The organism is Natrinema sp. H-ect4 (assembly GCF_041894845.1).
Lineage (GTDB): Archaea > Halobacteriota > Halobacteria > Halobacteriales > Natrialbaceae > Natrinema.
The window spans coordinates 51,242-65,568 of sequence record NZ_JBHDYC010000011.1; the positions used below are offsets into that span (position 1 = coordinate 51,242).

General features: G+C 63.5%; 13 protein-coding genes and 1 tRNA gene. 7 read left to right on the top strand and 7 right to left on the bottom strand.

Annotated elements, in window-relative coordinates:
* Positions 1-21: 21 nt before the first annotated feature.
* Positions 22-1,029: a hypothetical protein gene (locus ACEWFR_RS15090; RefSeq protein ID WP_374061834.1), complete on the top strand. Its 1,008-nt coding sequence runs from the start codon at positions 22-24 to the stop codon at positions 1,027-1,029.
* Positions 1,030-1,194: 165 nt separating this feature from the next.
* On the opposite strand, the gene ACEWFR_RS15095 is transcribed toward ACEWFR_RS15090, so the two are convergent.
* From ACEWFR_RS15095 to sucC, 3 genes are all read right to left on the bottom strand, one after another.
* Positions 1,195-1,347 (bottom strand): hypothetical protein, encoded by a 153-nt coding sequence (locus tag ACEWFR_RS15095; RefSeq protein ID WP_374061835.1) that lies wholly within the window; start codon positions 1,345-1,347, stop codon positions 1,195-1,197.
* Between the two features lie 191 nt (positions 1,348-1,538).
* Entirely contained in the window at positions 1,539-2,411 is an 873-nt protein-coding gene (sucD, locus tag ACEWFR_RS15100) for a succinate--CoA ligase subunit alpha (RefSeq protein ID WP_098726981.1), read from the bottom strand.
* On the bottom strand, positions 2,408-3,559 hold the full coding sequence (gene sucC / locus ACEWFR_RS15105; protein WP_374061836.1) for an ADP-forming succinate--CoA ligase subunit beta: 1,152 nt from the start codon (positions 3,557-3,559) through the stop codon (positions 2,408-2,410). Before sucC ends, sucD begins: the two co-directional genes overlap by 4 nt.
* A gap of 416 nt (positions 3,560-3,975) precedes the next feature.
* Between sucC and ACEWFR_RS15110 the strand changes: the two genes are divergently transcribed.
* Positions 3,976-4,848: a UbiA family prenyltransferase gene (locus ACEWFR_RS15110; protein ID WP_374061837.1), complete on the top strand. Its 873-nt coding sequence runs from the start codon at positions 3,976-3,978 to the stop codon at positions 4,846-4,848.
* A gap of 13 nt (positions 4,849-4,861) precedes the next feature.
* On the opposite strand, the gene ACEWFR_RS15115 is transcribed toward ACEWFR_RS15110, so the two are convergent.
* The gene (locus tag ACEWFR_RS15115; RefSeq protein ID WP_374061838.1) at positions 4,862-5,554 is read right to left on the bottom strand and encodes an RNA ligase partner protein; all 693 of its coding nucleotides are present in this window, start codon (positions 5,552-5,554) and stop codon (positions 4,862-4,864) included.
* 127 nt (positions 5,555-5,681) lie between these two features.
* On the opposite strand from ACEWFR_RS15115, the gene ACEWFR_RS15120 reads away from it, so the two are divergent.
* Entirely contained in the window at positions 5,682-6,821 is a 1,140-nt protein-coding gene (locus tag ACEWFR_RS15120; RefSeq protein ID WP_374061839.1) for an RNA ligase, read from the top strand.
* A gap of 99 nt (positions 6,822-6,920) precedes the next feature.
* On the opposite strand, the gene ACEWFR_RS15125 is transcribed toward ACEWFR_RS15120, so the two are convergent.
* Together ACEWFR_RS15125 and ACEWFR_RS15130 are read right to left on the bottom strand one after the other, a co-directional pair.
* Positions 6,921-8,684, bottom strand: coding sequence for a histidine kinase N-terminal 7TM domain-containing protein (locus ACEWFR_RS15125; RefSeq protein ID WP_374061840.1), 1,764 nt, complete (start codon positions 8,682-8,684; stop codon positions 6,921-6,923).
* An 85-nt stretch (positions 8,685-8,769) separates the two neighbouring features.
* On the bottom strand, positions 8,770-10,551 hold the full coding sequence (locus tag ACEWFR_RS15130; RefSeq protein ID WP_374061841.1) for a histidine kinase N-terminal 7TM domain-containing protein: 1,782 nt from the start codon (positions 10,549-10,551) through the stop codon (positions 8,770-8,772).
* Between the two features lie 184 nt (positions 10,552-10,735).
* Here ACEWFR_RS15130 and ACEWFR_RS15135 point away from each other — a divergent pair, with 184 nt between their 5' ends.
* On the top strand, positions 10,736-11,002 hold the full coding sequence (locus ACEWFR_RS15135) for a DUF5827 family protein (RefSeq protein WP_098726989.1): 267 nt from the start codon (positions 10,736-10,738) through the stop codon (positions 11,000-11,002).
* A complete protein-coding gene (locus ACEWFR_RS15140; RefSeq protein WP_374061842.1) occupies positions 10,999-11,835 on the top strand; it encodes an ATPase in 837 nt (278 codons plus the stop codon). Before ACEWFR_RS15135 ends, ACEWFR_RS15140 begins: the two co-directional genes overlap by 4 nt.
* A 71-nt stretch (positions 11,836-11,906) precedes the next feature.
* On the opposite strand, the gene ACEWFR_RS15145 is transcribed toward ACEWFR_RS15140, so the two are convergent.
* Positions 11,907-12,485, bottom strand: coding sequence for an MBL fold metallo-hydrolase (locus ACEWFR_RS15145; RefSeq protein ID WP_374061843.1), 579 nt, complete (start codon positions 12,483-12,485; stop codon positions 11,907-11,909).
* A gap of 208 nt (positions 12,486-12,693) precedes the next feature.
* Here ACEWFR_RS15145 and ACEWFR_RS15150 point away from each other — a divergent pair, with 208 nt between their 5' ends.
* Together ACEWFR_RS15150 and ACEWFR_RS15155 are read left to right on the top strand one after the other, a co-directional pair.
* The gene (locus ACEWFR_RS15150; protein ID WP_374061844.1) at positions 12,694-13,947 is read left to right on the top strand and encodes a hypothetical protein; all 1,254 of its coding nucleotides are present in this window, start codon (positions 12,694-12,696) and stop codon (positions 13,945-13,947) included.
* A gap of 176 nt (positions 13,948-14,123) precedes the next feature.
* Positions 14,124-14,198: transfer RNA gene (locus ACEWFR_RS15155), tRNA-Glu, on the top strand.
* Positions 14,199-14,327: the final 129 nt, after the last annotated feature.

Here is a 14,327-nt window from a genome sequence, read left to right on the forward strand (position 1 = left end):
CGACTAGCACAGAAGGATTTCATGACTGATAGTACGACAGACACGCAGTCGGCCGACGGCGGGTTCGAGGTGGGCTCGAGCGTCGATGATCTCTTCGGGGAGATCGAGTCGGACGGGGATTCAGGGGGCGACCAACGAGTCGAGACCGACGACGGGGACGGGTCCGACGCCGTCGAAGATCAGACGGCCGCCGACGTCTTCGACCAGCTTCGGACGGACGCCGGCGATGAGAACGGGGCCGACGACATTCTCGCGGACGAGAGCCCGGACGATATCATCGCAAGCGCGGACGAGCCGGACCCCGAGCCCGACGCGACGGTCGATGCGGACCTGCTGGCCGACGACGACGAGCTCGCGGATCTCCTGCTCACCGGCCGGTCGAAGGAGACCGACGGGGAGTTCCTCTGGATCGACCCCGCAGACGACGCGAGGACGGACGGCGTCGAGACGGGCGACGAAGGCCGACTCGAGGAGAACGCAGACGCGACACCTGACTGGGAATCAACCGACGCAACCGACGACGCGGCCGACGATACGGCTGCTGACGTGACCGACGACGCGGCCGATGATACGGCTGCTGACGTGACCGACGACGCGGCCGATGATACGGCTGCTGACGTGATCGACGACGCGACCGACGATACGGCTGCTGACGTGATCGACGACGCGACCGACGATACGGCTGCTGTCGAGCAATCCGACGCGGCCGAGCCGATCACGGACCACACTGACGGCGACGTCGACGAATCCGCCTCCCCGAACGATACCGAGGGGAAACCCGAATCCGACACATCGTCGGCACCCGAGATCATCTCCGACGACGGTTCCGAGACGATATCGGACTCGAGCGTCGACGCCGACGCGAACCGGCGCGACGACGTAAGTTCCGATCTCGAGGAGGACGACACCGCGTCCGAACCCGCCACCGGCAGAGATGACAGCGAGTCCGCTTCGGATCACGCGGAAACGAACGGCGGCTCCGCCGGTCTCCTGTCCAAAATCCGCGGTATCCTTGGTGGGCTCTTCTAACTGTCCCCGAAATCGGTCACGGCAATACCCGTACGACTGAGACGCGTTCGTTCCTGCGTTCTCGCCTGTTTTGGTGCTTGACCGTTTTGGGCGTTTGATCTCCCTGGACTCGACTGTTCTGTCGGAGACCGTTTCTGTGCGCTCGACTGTGGTGCGCTCGAGACGTTACGGATCCGGGTGCCACACGATGTCGGCCCGCCGAACCGTGTACGGGCGCTCACCGCACTCGGGACAGCACGTTCCACCGCCGGGATCGTCGACCCGCTCCGGAATCGTATGCTCGTTCCCGCAGCTGTCGCACTCCAGCCAGACTGGCATATGAGACACTGACGGATGACGCGCCCATGATCATGCTGCGGGAGAGCGACGGGGCGACCGTACCGTGCCGGTAACGGCGACGCTACTCGTCACTCGAGAAGCGAGTCGGCTCGAGTCGCCGAAACGAGAGAATAGGAGAGAAACGGCCCGCTGCGTCAGTCACGGGTCGACTCGAGAGTGAGACCGCGGCGTTAGTCGAGGAAACCTTCGATGTGGTCGGCGACTTCCTCGGGGGTGTCGCCGACGGGGACGCCGGCGTCGTTGAGCGCGTTGATCTTGCTCTCGGCGGTCCCGGTCCCGGAGCCGGAGACGATCGCACCGGCGTGGCCCATCCGCTTGCCCGGTGGCGCGGTGCGGCCGGCGATGAAGCCGGCGACCGGCGTGTCGACGTAGTCGTCGATGAACGCGGCGGCTTCCTCTTCGTCCTCGCCGCCGATTTCGCCGCACATGACGATGGCGTCGGTCTCGGGATCGTCCTCGAAGAGTTCGAGGGCGTCGACGAAGTCCGTCCCGATAATCGGGTCGCCGCCGATACCGATGGCGGTGGTCTGACCGATGCCGCGATTGGTCAGGCTGTCGACGACCTGGTAGGTCAGGGTGCCCGAGCGGGAGACCAGCCCGACGTTCCCCTCGGAGAAGATGTTGCCGGGGAGAATGCCGAGTTTGGCCTCGCCGGGCGTGATGAGGCCGGGACAGTTCGGACCGATGAGGCGGGTATCCGTCTCGGAGAGGCGCTTGTTGACTCGCGCCATGTCCTGGGTCGGGATGCCCTCCGTGATCGCGACTGCGAGGTCGAGACCCGAATCGAGCGACTCGAAGACGGCGTCGCCGGCGAACGCCGGCGGGACGAAGATGACGGACGTATCCGCGTTCTCCTCGTCGACTGCTTCGTGAACCGTGTCGTAGACCGGCACGCCTGCGGTCTCCTGGCCGCCTTTGCCGGGAACCGCGCCGGCGACGACGTTGGTGCCATACTCCATCATCTGTTCGGCGTGGAACTTGCCTTCCCCGCCGGTGATGCCCTGTACCACGACGCGCGTGTCGTCGTCGACTAGTACACTCATTGGTCGTTCACCTCCCCAGCGTACTCGACAGCACGTTGGACCGCGTCCTCGAGGGTCTGTTCGACCGTCACGAGGTCCTCGTTCAGAATCTCCATGCCTTCCTCCCAGTTGGTCCCGGCCAGTCGGACGACGACCGGCTTGGGGATCTCGTCGAACTGCTCCAAGGCCTCGTTGATCCCGCGGGCGACCTCGTCGCCGCGCGTGATGCCGCCGAAGATGTTGAAGACGACCGAATCGACGTTGTCGTCGGAGAACACCATATCGAGCGCGTTCGCGATGCGGGCAGCCTTCGCGCCGCCGCCGACGTCCAGGAAGTTGGCGGGCTTGCCGCCGTAGTGGTCGACCAGATCCAGCGTCGTCATCACGAGTCCGGCACCGTTGCCGATGATGCCGACGTTGCCGTCGAGACGGACGTAGTCGAAGCCGTACTCGTCGGCCTTCTGCTCGAGTTCGTCGCCGCCGGCGGCCGCCTCCTCCATCTCGGCGAGTTCGGGCTGGCGGAACAGCGCGTCCTCGTCGATGTTCATCACGGCGTCGGCCGCAATGACCTCGTTGTCGCTGGTGACCATCAGCGGGTTGATCTCGGCGTCAGCGCCGTCCTTGTCGTCCCAGAGCTGATAGAGGGTCGTGAGAACGCTCGAGACGTCACGCGCGACGGACTGATCGACGCCGGCGTCGTAGACGGCCTTGCGGGCCTGATAGGGGTGCATCCCGAAGGAGGGATCGATGTGTTCGCGGGCGATCGCCTCGGGATCCTCCTCGGCGACCTCCTCGATATTGACCCCGCCCTTGGTCGAGACCATCGCGACGGGTTTGCCCTCGCCGCGGTCCATCGTGATCCCGACGTAGAGTTCGTTCGTGAAGTCGACCGCTTCCTCGACGAGGACGCGATCCACGTGATACCCCTTCAGATCCATTCCGAGGATGGACTCGGCCGCCTCGCGGGCCTCGTCCGCGTCGTCAACGAGTTTGATCCCGCCGGCTTTCCCCCGGCCGCCGACCTGTACCTGTGCCTTGACCGCGACTGGATAGCCGATTTCCTCGGCCGCGGCGACGACGCCGTCGACGTCGGACGCGAGCTGCGAGTCCGGCGTCGGTACCCCGGCATCGGCGAAGACCTGCTTCGCCTGGTACTCGTGTAATTTCATACCATTCAAACGGGCGTTCCGACCTTGCTTAAATCCTGCCAGTTTCCACTCGGCACCGGGTATCCATCGACGTGTATCAACGACACGACCGATGTTAATCCCGTAGCGTGTTCTCGTTCGCTACGTTTGTGTGGGTTTTCAAGTGAAGTGGGGAAGAGACAATCACGCGTCCGAACCCGACGCCGCAGCGGCGTCACGAGTGGTCGATCTTCAATGCCATCATCGACCGTCCGTTCGAGAGAGACTGCGGAACGCCTCGGACTCGAGCATATAGGCTGCAAACACGAGACACGGTATAGGAGAGTTATACTGGCCTCGAGCGCCGGGAGCCGAACAGTTCGACGCTGACTCGAGCACCGACCGCCAGCAGAGCATTCAATGCTCGCCTCTCCCTACCGACGCGTAGAGGCCGCCCTGTGACCAACCCTACCGCAACTCGTCGACAGTCGGGGTGGCTGTCGTCGATAACGGCCGTGCTGCGGTTTCTGGTTCACAGCAACCTCTTTATCTCGCTGGCGACGGTCAGCGTGGCCGTCACGACGATACTCCTCGCGGACCTCCCGCTCGAGCCCCTGCCGCTGTTCATCGTCTTCGCGGTGACGATGTTCGTCTACACCGTCAATCGGTTCACCGATCTCGAGGAAGACGAGCGAAACGTCCCGCGGCGCGCGGCGTTTACGAAGCGGTACGGCCGCCTCTGGCTGACGGCGGGGATCGTCCTCTACGTCGCCGCGATCGGGATCGCCGTCGCGCTCGACCTCTCGGGGGCCGCGTACCTGTTCCTCCCGCTCGCGGTCGCACTGATCTACTCCCTCGGCGGCGTCAAACGGACCTTCCTCGTGAAGAACCTCGTCGTCGGCCTCGCGTGGGGCGCGATCCCGCTCGGCGTCGGCTACTACTACGATCGGCTCGCTTCGCTCGAGATCCTGTTCCTGTTCGCCTACGTGACGGTCATGATCACCATCGCCGCGGTGGTATTCGACGTGAAAGACATCGAGGGCGACCGCGAAGAAGACATCCCGACGGTTCCGAACCTGTTCGGTCCGCGAGCGACGCGGGTGGGGTCGCTGGTGGCAACAGTCGCCGTCGCCGTCGCGGTCGTCGCCCTCGCGGCGACGGGCACGATACCGCGCGAGTTCCTCGTCGTCCTCGCGATGAACGCCTACGTTTGCGCCTACGTGCCCTTCGCGACCCCCGATCGCGGCCCGCTCTACTACGGCTTCGTCGTCGACGGCGAACACGTCTTTCTGGCCGCCATCGTCTGCGCGCTCGAGTGGCTGGTCTGGTGACCCGTAACCGTTCTCAGTCGTCGTCTTCAACGCCGGTCGCCCGCAGGTACTCCTCGAGTAGCGTCGGAAACTGCCCCCCGCGGACGTACCGGAGGCCGAACTCGTCGGCCCAGGAGATGATGCCCCGATCCTCGGTGACGACACCGGCGTCTAACTCTCGAGCGAGAACCAGCAGGTCAAAGTCCTCGCGAGAGTCGAGCACGCCCCGCCGGAGCGCCCGACGGTACTTGTCACGCATGTCCGAGAGAATGCGATCGGCGTCGGTCATGTACTCCTCGCGCCCGTCGTCGGCGTTCGAGCCACCGGCGAGCGATTCGGGATCGAGCTGTTCGACCTCGCGGATCGCCTTCTCCGAGACGCGGAGGCCGCGGTCCACGCGGTCGCTCATCTCGTCGATGAAGTTGTAGACGATGTTCGCCGGAATCCTGACGCCGTACCGGTCGGGACTCTTGCGAACGACCCACGTGTCGAGCCGCGAGAACACCGCCTCGTCGATGTCTCGATCGCGCAGCATCGTCGCGAGTTCGTCGTGGATCGACGGCGGCACGTAACAGGAAATGTTGAGTTCGAGCCGCGCGGTCGCGACGAGATCGAGCAGGCGGACCACGGCGTCCTCGAGCGATTCGTCGTCGTCGCGACGGATCTCCTCGGTAATGAACAGCGACGTGTCGAGGACGAACCGTTGACGCGGCAGTTCACCGGGCATAGTCCTCAGTTGGACGGGAATCCACATAGACCTCATCCCGCGATCGATTCGGCGCGGCGGACGGCCGAAGCGATCGACGATCGGTGATCGACCGGGTGTTTTTCACCGGGAACGTGGTCGACGACGTATGGACCGCGACGAGTACCTCGAGCGGCTCGGTGCGACCACGGAGGAGGCCGCCGACCTCTTCGAGCACTTCGAGGAGCGGTCGGCTGCCGGCCGAACACACCACGTGCTCACCGCAACTCGCCACGGCGTGGAGCGTGGAACCGTCATCGTCGAGGAGAGTGACGTCGTCGTTCGCGGCTATCCGAGCGTTCCGCGGATCCTCGTTCTCGATCCCGGTATTCCCTCGTTTTTCGAGGCGAACGAGACGGTCGCGATCGAGGAGAAACTCGACGGGTTCAACGTCCGGATCGCAGCTGTTGGAGCCGGCTCCGGAAAGCCCCTCGCGTTTACCAGAAGCGGTTACGTCTGCCCGTTTACGACGGCACGGGCGCACGAGCGCCTCCCGCTCGAGGAGTTCTTTTCGAGCCATCCGGAGACAGTCCTCTGTACCGAACTGATCGGACCGGAGACGCCGTACACGACCCACGACTACGAGGGCGTCGACACCCACGAGTTCAGGGTGATCGACATCCGTGACCGCGAGTCCGGTGCGCCACTTTCCGTCGCCGATCGCCGGTCCCGCTGCGAGGAGTACGGGTTCGGACAACCGCGACACTTCGGTCGGACGGAGCCGTCGACCGCACGTGAGACGGTCGAAGAGACGATCGACGAACTCGATGCGGCGGGACGGGAGGGCGTCGTCCTGAAGTCGGCAGACGGGCAGTCGATGGTCAAGTACACGACCGAATCACAGCACCACGAGGAGCTCGCGTACGCGTTCTCGCTCCCCTTCGATCACGGCCGTGACTTCGTCTTTTCCCGAATCGTTCGGGACGCGTTTCAGGCGGCCGAGTTGGACGGAACCGATGCTCGCCTCAGGGCGCGGGCGCATGCGCTCGGCGAATCGATCCTCGAGCCGATGGTCTCGACTATTCGGGACGTGGCGGACGGCGAAACCGTCGGGGAACGACACACGGTCAGGGGCGATCCCGACTCGATCGACGCGCTTCTCGAGCACCTGCGCGAGCAATCACTGACGCTCGAGTTCGAGGCCGATCGCCGGGAAGACGATGAGCGCGTCGTCGAGTTCGTGAAGGTAGCCGAATCGAGTCGGGACCGGATCCGGTACTATCTGGACGGTGGGACGCGAGACGAATGACCGGAGAAACTGGATGAATGGCGGAGGATCTGGACGAATTACCGGGGAAAGAGGACAAATCGCGAGTTCTGTCCGATAGGCGCGAGTCGAACGAGCGGTTCAGTCCCGTGGCAACTCGGCCTCGATATCAGCCCCGGAAGCGGACTCCGTCGGGCTCGAATCGGGGGCCGAATCGACCCCACGGAATTCGAATCTGGCACCGCCGGTCTCGCTTTCGGTACTGCCGCTCGTCCAGCCGTGGGCCGTCGAAATCCGGTCGACGATCGAGAGCCCGAACCCCGTTCCCTCCTCGTCCGTCGTGTACCCGCCTTCGAAGACCCTCTCCCGTCGGCAGGCCGGAATACCGATGCCGTCGTCCTCGACGTAAAACCCGCCGAAAGAGTCGTCTGCGGAGTCGTCGATCGTTCCCACTCGAATCTCGAGGCCGGCACCGTCCGTGCTCTCCGTCCCGTGGTCGATCGAATTGCGAAACAGGTTCTCGAGCAACCGCGTCAACCGCGTCCGGTCCGCGAAGACCGAGACGTCCGCGTCGATAGCGAGCGATGCCGAGCCGGTATCGACGCCGTTCCAGGCCGTTTCGGCGACCGTAGCGAGCGCAACGGGCTCCGGATCGGTGACGGCCGTCCCCTCGCGGGCGAGCGTGAGGACGTCCTCGATGATCGTTTCCATCCGCTCGTGAGAGCGTTCGATTTCGTCGAAATACCCGTCGTTGTCGTCCGTTTCGGACGCGAGTTCGAGATAGCCCCTGGCGACGGTTAGCGGGTTCCGGAGATCGTGCGAGACGATGGTGGCGAACTCCTCGAGACGGGCATTCGATTCCTCGAGTTTCGATTCGCGGTTCGTCCGGTCGGTGATGTCGCGGGCGATCAACAGCCAGCCGACGTGTTGATTTCGGTCGTCGTCGATCGGCGTCCCCGTCAGCAGGAAATGGGATGAGTCGATCGTCGCTCGTACGGCCGTCCGTTCCCCGCCGTCGGTGAGGGTCTCGTAGTGGTCACAGAACTCCGTTCCGGCGAACAACGGTTGGAACGGTCGACCGATGGGGGACGCGGTATCGTCGCCGACGCGATCGAGCAGCCGGTGGCCTTCGGGGTTGATATCGATGAGGCGGTCGGTATCGTCGATGACGAAGATCGCGTCGGAGACGCTGTCGAACACTCGATCGCGGGCGATTGGCATGAGGTCCAACAGTCGGTACCGAACGACGGCGACCGTAAACAGAATGCCCGACGTGATACCACCGATCGGCATCAGATCGATCGCGACGAGGTCGAGCAAGTAAATTCCGTGTGCGAGCCAGGGTGCCACCGCCGCACCGAGCAGGACGAAACTCTGTCCGCGATACACCGCCCGCGATCGATACAGGAACTTGAGGATCATCGCGGTAGTAGCGGCGTTCACTGCGTACGCGTACCCGAGGTAGAGCACGACTGCGGGGCCGAACTCGTAGGTGATCGGTATCGCTCCCGCCGTGGCCGGCTCCAGCGTCGTATACAGGAGATTGCCCGGATTGGTGTACGCCAAGAGCACGAGAGCCACCGACGGAATCGCGAGCGCACCGACGATCCGCGGCCGAAGCAAGCGTTCCCGCCCGGTGTACTCGAGGACGAACAGGAGTTTCATCAGCGAGACGAGTGCGACACCGACCGACACCGTTCGGAGCGAAATCGAGGCGACCGTGACGCTATCAGTGACGAGGAGGAGCGAGACCGATCCGTTCCAGATCGCGAGCCCACCCAGCAGCGACAGGAGCGTCACCGCGCCGGTTCGATTCCGATACTGCCAGAGGAAGGCGCTCGCCACGATGGCCGTGAGCGTGGCGAGCAGATAGATCGTCTGGGTGATCGACAGGAGATCCGCCATCGCCTGATAGGTAGCCCGGATCAAGTAATAGGCACCGGCCGATAGTATCGGTCAAACGACCAATAGACTGCCCGACGGCGTCGGTTCAGGACGGCGTCGTATCCGATGACTGTCCATCGGAGGCTCGCACGGGAGATCCGAGTGTCCCAACTGAACCGTCCGCGCCGGACTCGCTGGCACCGTCGGAATCGACACCGGTAAAGTCAAATCTGGCACCGCCGCGCTCGCCCTCACCGGCAGTGACGGTCCAGCCGTGAGCGGTCGCGATTCCCTGGACGATGCTCAGGCCGAATCCGGTTCCCTCCGCGTTGGTCGTGTAGCCGTCCTCGAAGACGTCTTCACCCTCGTCGGGCAGTCCCAGACCATCGTCGGAAACGTAGAATCCCATCGACCCTCCGCCATCGTCCGCGCCGATAGTGCCCACCTCGACCTCGAGCGGCGACCCGATCGGGTCCGCGCCGTCGTCCGTTTCGTCCGGTGTCCCGTGTTCGACGCTGTTCCGAAACAGGTTCTCGAATAGGCGTGTAATCCGCTTCGGGTCGACGAGAATCGTCAGATCGGACGTCACGGAGAGAGTGGCATCGCCGGTGTCGACGCTCTCCCAGGCTTGCTCGGCGAGATCGGCGAGTGAGACCGGTTCGGGATCGGTGACCGCCGAGCCCTCCCGGGCGAGCGCGAGCACGTCCTCGATGATCGTCTCCATTCGGTCGTGTGATCGATCGATCTCGTCGAAATACTGGGCCGGATTGTCGGCCTCGCGAGCGAGATCGAGGTAGCCGTCCGCGACGTTCAGCGGGTTTCGAAGGTCGTGGGATACGATGTTCGCGAACTGTTCCAGACGGTCATTCTGTTGCTCGAGGCGTTCTTCGTGGCGTTTCCGTTCGGTAATGTCACGGATGATGAGCAGCCAGCCGACGTGGCGATCTCGGCTGTCCTCGATCGGCGTCGACCGGACGTGGTAGGCGACGGTACCGAGCGAAAACTCCCGCTCCGACTCGACGGGGGCAGTCGTGATCTCGTCGTACTGCTCTTCCAGCACGGGATAGCCGGCAATAAACGAGTGGACGTCGGTTCCGATCACGGAGCTGTCGGCGCCCTCGAACAGGTCCCGCGCGGCGGGGTTGATATCGATGATCCGGTCGTCCGTGTCGATGACGAAGACGCCGTCAGTGACGGTATCGATGACGCGATCGCGGGCGATCGGGACGACGTCGGCCAGTCGGTAGCGAACGATGGCGACCGCGTACAACGATCCGGCCACGACGAATCCGATCGGTGACGTATCGAACTCGACGAAGCCGGCGACGTAGACGCCGTTTGCGATCCAGGTCGCGAGCGTTCCGACGAGGAGTGCTGCACTCTGGCCCTTGTACAGCGACCGGGACCGGTAGAGAAATCCGAGTATGAGGACCGTCACCAGTCCCAAAACGAGGTAGGCGTAGCCGAGGTGAATCCAGAGTAGCGGGCCGGGCTCGAGGGTACCGTTGAACGACTCGAAAAAGAGATGAGACGGATTGACGACGGCGAGGACGGCCAACAATATTGGTTCGGCCGACAGGACGGCGAGTATCGGCGTCGTGAGGAACTGCTCCCGTCCGGTGTACACGAGGGTAAAGACGAGAAACGTCATCGTCGCGAATCCGACGCCCAGGAATAACGTTCCGGTCAGTACGGTAGTTGCAAGGGGATGACCGATAACGGATAGCAACACTAGCGACACGTCCCACAACCCCACCGCGAGGACGGTCCCGAGAAGCGGGATCACACCGGTCTTCCCGTGGTGCTGCCAGAGAATCACCGCGAGTGCACCGCTCAACAGCGCCGAAAGAATGTAAATCAAGAGGATGGGGTCAAGTCCCTGTATCATCGTTCGTAGTCGAGTACCGAGTATATAAAGTGCAATGGCCATTTCGCACGCTTCCAACGCTTTCGCCGGTCCGAAAGCGGCGCTCATCACAAACGCGTGAAGATCGTGGTCGGCGGTCCGCTCCCGTCTCGATCGGTCGATCGGGAACGAACCATTTAGGCACTGGCCGACGGTACGGTGGTGTATGCCCGTCCCCAAATCGGAATTCGAGAACCTCCCGCCGTGTGACTTCTACACGCCGGCGGAGCTCCTCGAAGACGACCAGATGTACACCGTCTACGAGATCGCTCGATTGTTGCAGGGCGTCGAACCCGACGCCGAACTCGAGCCCGAAACCGAGGACATCCTGCTCGACTGGGCGATTCCGTGGGTCATGACCAACGCCGACGACCTCGTGGTCGCTGAGCCCCGCGACGAAGACGAACCCGGCTACTACGGCCTGAGCGAATGATCCTCCTCGTGGTCGGTGCCGATCGCGTCGATGCCGGCAAGACCACGTTCTCGGCCGGTCTGCTCGATCGAACCGGCGCGGCCGGCTACAAGCCCCGCGCCGGCAACGACTTCTGGTTCGACCACGACGACTGCCGTCGCGCCCTCGACGGCGGGCGGCTCTATGGCAAAGATGCAATGCGGCTCACGGCAGCAGACGGCCGGGGCCGACCGCCCGAACGACTCAATCCCGTCCACCGGCTCTGGCGGCCCACCCCTGATGGCGGAAGCGGCCTACTCGGGCGGACCGATCGGGAGTTCGTCGTTGACCGGATCGGTCGCGGGGTCGACGAGTCGTTATTCGTCCGCAACGCGACCGCCGAGATTCCGAACGCTGTCGCCGACGCCCTTCCGCTCGCGGACGCGATTCCCGTCGAGACCGTCGAGGAGTTCAACGACCTCGCCGAACGGGAGTACGTCCCCGCGTTCGAACGGCTGGCCGACGAGATCGAGGCGGCCGAGGTCGCCGTCGTCGAATCCTACAGCGACATTGCACTCCCGCTCGCGTCACTTGATCCCGCGTCGATCGCCGCCGTCGCGGCCGTCGAACCCGGTCGCGTTCGGATATACGACGGCGATCGCTACTGTCGGGCCTGCGAGGTCGCAAGCTCGAGCCCCAGAGACGGAACGCTCGAGAAACGCGTCCCCGACGCACTCGACTATCTCGATCCGCTCGAGCGCGTCCGGCTGCCACCGCTCGACAGTGACGCACGGGACGATCCCGCACGGATCGCCCGCGCGTACGATCACGCCTACGACGAGTTACTCGACGCTGCCGGACGAGTATCGGTCTAACCGATTTCCGACTGCTCTAACGGCTCTCCACGAGGAGCCAGTTCGCAAACTCGAGGCCGGACGAGCCGAGTCTACATCTGTCGCGCCATCTGCGCCGACAGTTCGACGTGATCGTAGGGGTCGCTCGTCACGCTCGGTCCGTGACCGGTGTGCATCGCCTCGAGTTTCGGATCGATCCGCTCGAGCACCCGATCGATGCTCTCGATCAGGGCGTCTCGGTCGCCCTCCTCGAGATCGGTACGGCCGAAGCTCCCGTTCTGGAAGACGAGATCGCCCGCGAACAACACGCTCGCGTCGCTCGAGTGAAAACAGAGGTGATCGTCCTTGTGTCCCGGCGTGTGGAGCGCGACGTACTCGTGGTCGCCCAGTTGAACCGTCTCCTCGTCCGCGATCGCGTGGTCGACGCCGTCGATCGAGGTGTCATACCCCCAAGCGTCGACATCAAAGGCGTCTTTCACCGCCGGGAGGTTTCCAACATGATCGCGGTGCGTATGCGTCAGGATGACGGCGTCGATGTCGTCGATTCGATCGTGAACGGCGTCGACGAGATCGAAGTTCGCACCCGTATCGACGAGCACGGGCCGGTCGCCGGGGACGAGAAAGACGTTGCTGGTAAACGCCTGTACGCCTTCTGCGAGGTTCGTGATCATGGCTGGCGCTACTCGGTCGAGTGATTTGTGGCTATCGACACGGGCCTGAGCAGCGATAGCAAAGACACCACGATCCAGTCCAGTGTCTGGATAGTCCCGAGCACATGGCTCTCGGAAATGCTCCACCGATCATCCGGTCTGTGATCCGATTTGCATCTATCCCGCTATTCACAAGGATTTTTAGCTCTGGCACGTACTGAGTAGACGAATGAACCGGCCGGGCTCCGTCGGATTCGTCGTTCTCCTTATCCTCGCGCTCGTGACCGGGGTCTACGGACCGATCGCGTTGGCCGACACTGGGTCCGCTTCGCCAGCAGTGACGGAGCCGGCTCCAACCGAGACGCGATCCGCGACGATGGTCGCCCAGGCAGACGGGAGCCCGCTCATTACCCAGGAAACGCAGGACTTCGACGAGACGACGTTCGAGATCACCGTCCACGAGAACGGCAGCGCGACGTGGACCTTCAGATACGAACGGCTGTTCGCGAACGATGACAACGCGACCGCTGCCAGGGAGAACTTCGAGACCTTCGCCGAGGAGTTCGAAGCCAACGAGACGGATCTGTACGACGGATTCACCAATCAATCGCGTACCCTGACCGAAATCGGTGCACAGACGACCGGTCGAGAGATGGACGCGACGAACTTCCGTCGCTCAGCGCAGGTCGAAGAACAGTTCACTGCCACGGGTGCTTCCGGGAACGAATCTACCGCGACGGGCATTGTCGAAATGTCGTTTACCTGGACGGAGTTTGGCGTCGTCGAAGCGGACCGGATCGTCGTCGGCGACGTCTTCGAACGTCTCCCGCTCGCATCCAATCAGGCGATCGTGATCGAGGCGGGCGGCGATCTCACCTTCCGATCTATCGAACCCGACGACGGACAGTACGCCGGCACCTCGCTCGAGGACGCGACGTCGGTTCGGTGGAGCGGCCAGCGAGAGTTTATCGATGGCCGGCCCCGGGCGGTGTTCGATCGACCCGGCGCCGGGAGTGCCGAAACCGGACTCCTCGCGACGATGAGTGATCTCAGTCTGGGCTGGTATCTCGTCGGTGCCCTCCTCTGTGTAGGCATCGGCGTTGCAGCAGTGGTCTGGTACCGACGACGCGGGCCCGGTAGCGAGGAAGTCGCCGCTACAGCGTCCGATTCTACCGACGGTTCGGCGCCGCCGCCAGCAGCGGCCGACACGAATGGTGAGTCCGACGGTGAGCCCGAACCACTCTCCGACGAGGAACTCATGACGGACGAGGACCGCGTCGTCACGCTCATCCAAGAGAACGGCGGCCGGATGAAACAGGTCAACATCGTCGAGGAAACCGGCTGGTCGAAGTCCAAGGTCAGCATGCTGCTCTCCGATATGGAAGACGACGGCACCATCAGCAAGCTCCGCGTTGGCCGCGAAAACATCATCAGCCTCGAGGGATTCGAACCGGAAGCGACCAAGTCGCCGTTCGACGAGTAGCGACTACCGACGAAACGTCGGCCACTGATCCGCTCTCGCATGGCAGGGATCGACAGCCCCGAAATGAAACGGAATCCTTAAACATCGTACTGCGCAACGATTGAATAGAGACGACGCCCGCTTCGATGTCCTGTGTACCACCGCGGCGCAGGGCCCGGAACGAGACGGCGCGTCGCGCTCCGATGGTGTAGTCCGGCCAATCATATTGCCCTCTCACGGCAATGACCTGGGTTCGAATCCCAGTCGGAGCACTGTAGCGAACGTAGTGAGCGAAGCGCGCACGGGTGGGATTCGAAGCACGGAAATCCGAGCGGAGCGAGGATTTGCATCGGGTTCGAATCCCAGTCGGAGCATCCCAATCCGGTTCCCTTCTTGCGGTT

Bases quoted from the DNA above. Each gene is read 5' to 3' on its own strand.
- ACEWFR_RS15090 (WP_374061834.1), top strand. From the start codon at position 22: ATGACTGATAGTACGACAGACACGCAGTCGGCCGACGGCGGGTTCGAG.
- ACEWFR_RS15095 (WP_374061835.1), bottom strand. From the start codon at position 1,347: ATGCCAGTCTGGCTGGAGTGCGACAGCTGCGGGAACGAGCATACGATT.
- sucD (WP_098726981.1), bottom strand. From the start codon at position 2,411: ATGAGTGTACTAGTCGACGACGACACGCGCGTCGTGGTACAGGGCATC.
- sucC (WP_374061836.1), bottom strand. From the start codon at position 3,559: ATGAAATTACACGAGTACCAGGCGAAGCAGGTCTTCGCCGATGCCGGG.
- ACEWFR_RS15115 (WP_374061838.1), bottom strand. From the start codon at position 5,554: ATGCCCGGTGAACTGCCGCGTCAACGGTTCGTCCTCGACACGTCGCTG.
- ACEWFR_RS15120 (WP_374061839.1), top strand. From the start codon at position 5,682: ATGGACCGCGACGAGTACCTCGAGCGGCTCGGTGCGACCACGGAGGAG.
- ACEWFR_RS15125 (WP_374061840.1), bottom strand. From the start codon at position 8,684: ATGGCGGATCTCCTGTCGATCACCCAGACGATCTATCTGCTCGCCACG.
- ACEWFR_RS15130 (WP_374061841.1), bottom strand. From the start codon at position 10,551: ATGATACAGGGACTTGACCCCATCCTCTTGATTTACATTCTTTCGGCG.
- ACEWFR_RS15135 (WP_098726989.1), top strand. From the start codon at position 10,736: ATGCCCGTCCCCAAATCGGAATTCGAGAACCTCCCGCCGTGTGACTTC.
- ACEWFR_RS15140 (WP_374061842.1), top strand. From the start codon at position 10,999: ATGATCCTCCTCGTGGTCGGTGCCGATCGCGTCGATGCCGGCAAGACC.
- ACEWFR_RS15145 (WP_374061843.1), bottom strand. From the start codon at position 12,485: ATGATCACGAACCTCGCAGAAGGCGTACAGGCGTTTACCAGCAACGTC.
- ACEWFR_RS15150 (WP_374061844.1), top strand. From the start codon at position 12,694: ATGAACCGGCCGGGCTCCGTCGGATTCGTCGTTCTCCTTATCCTCGCG.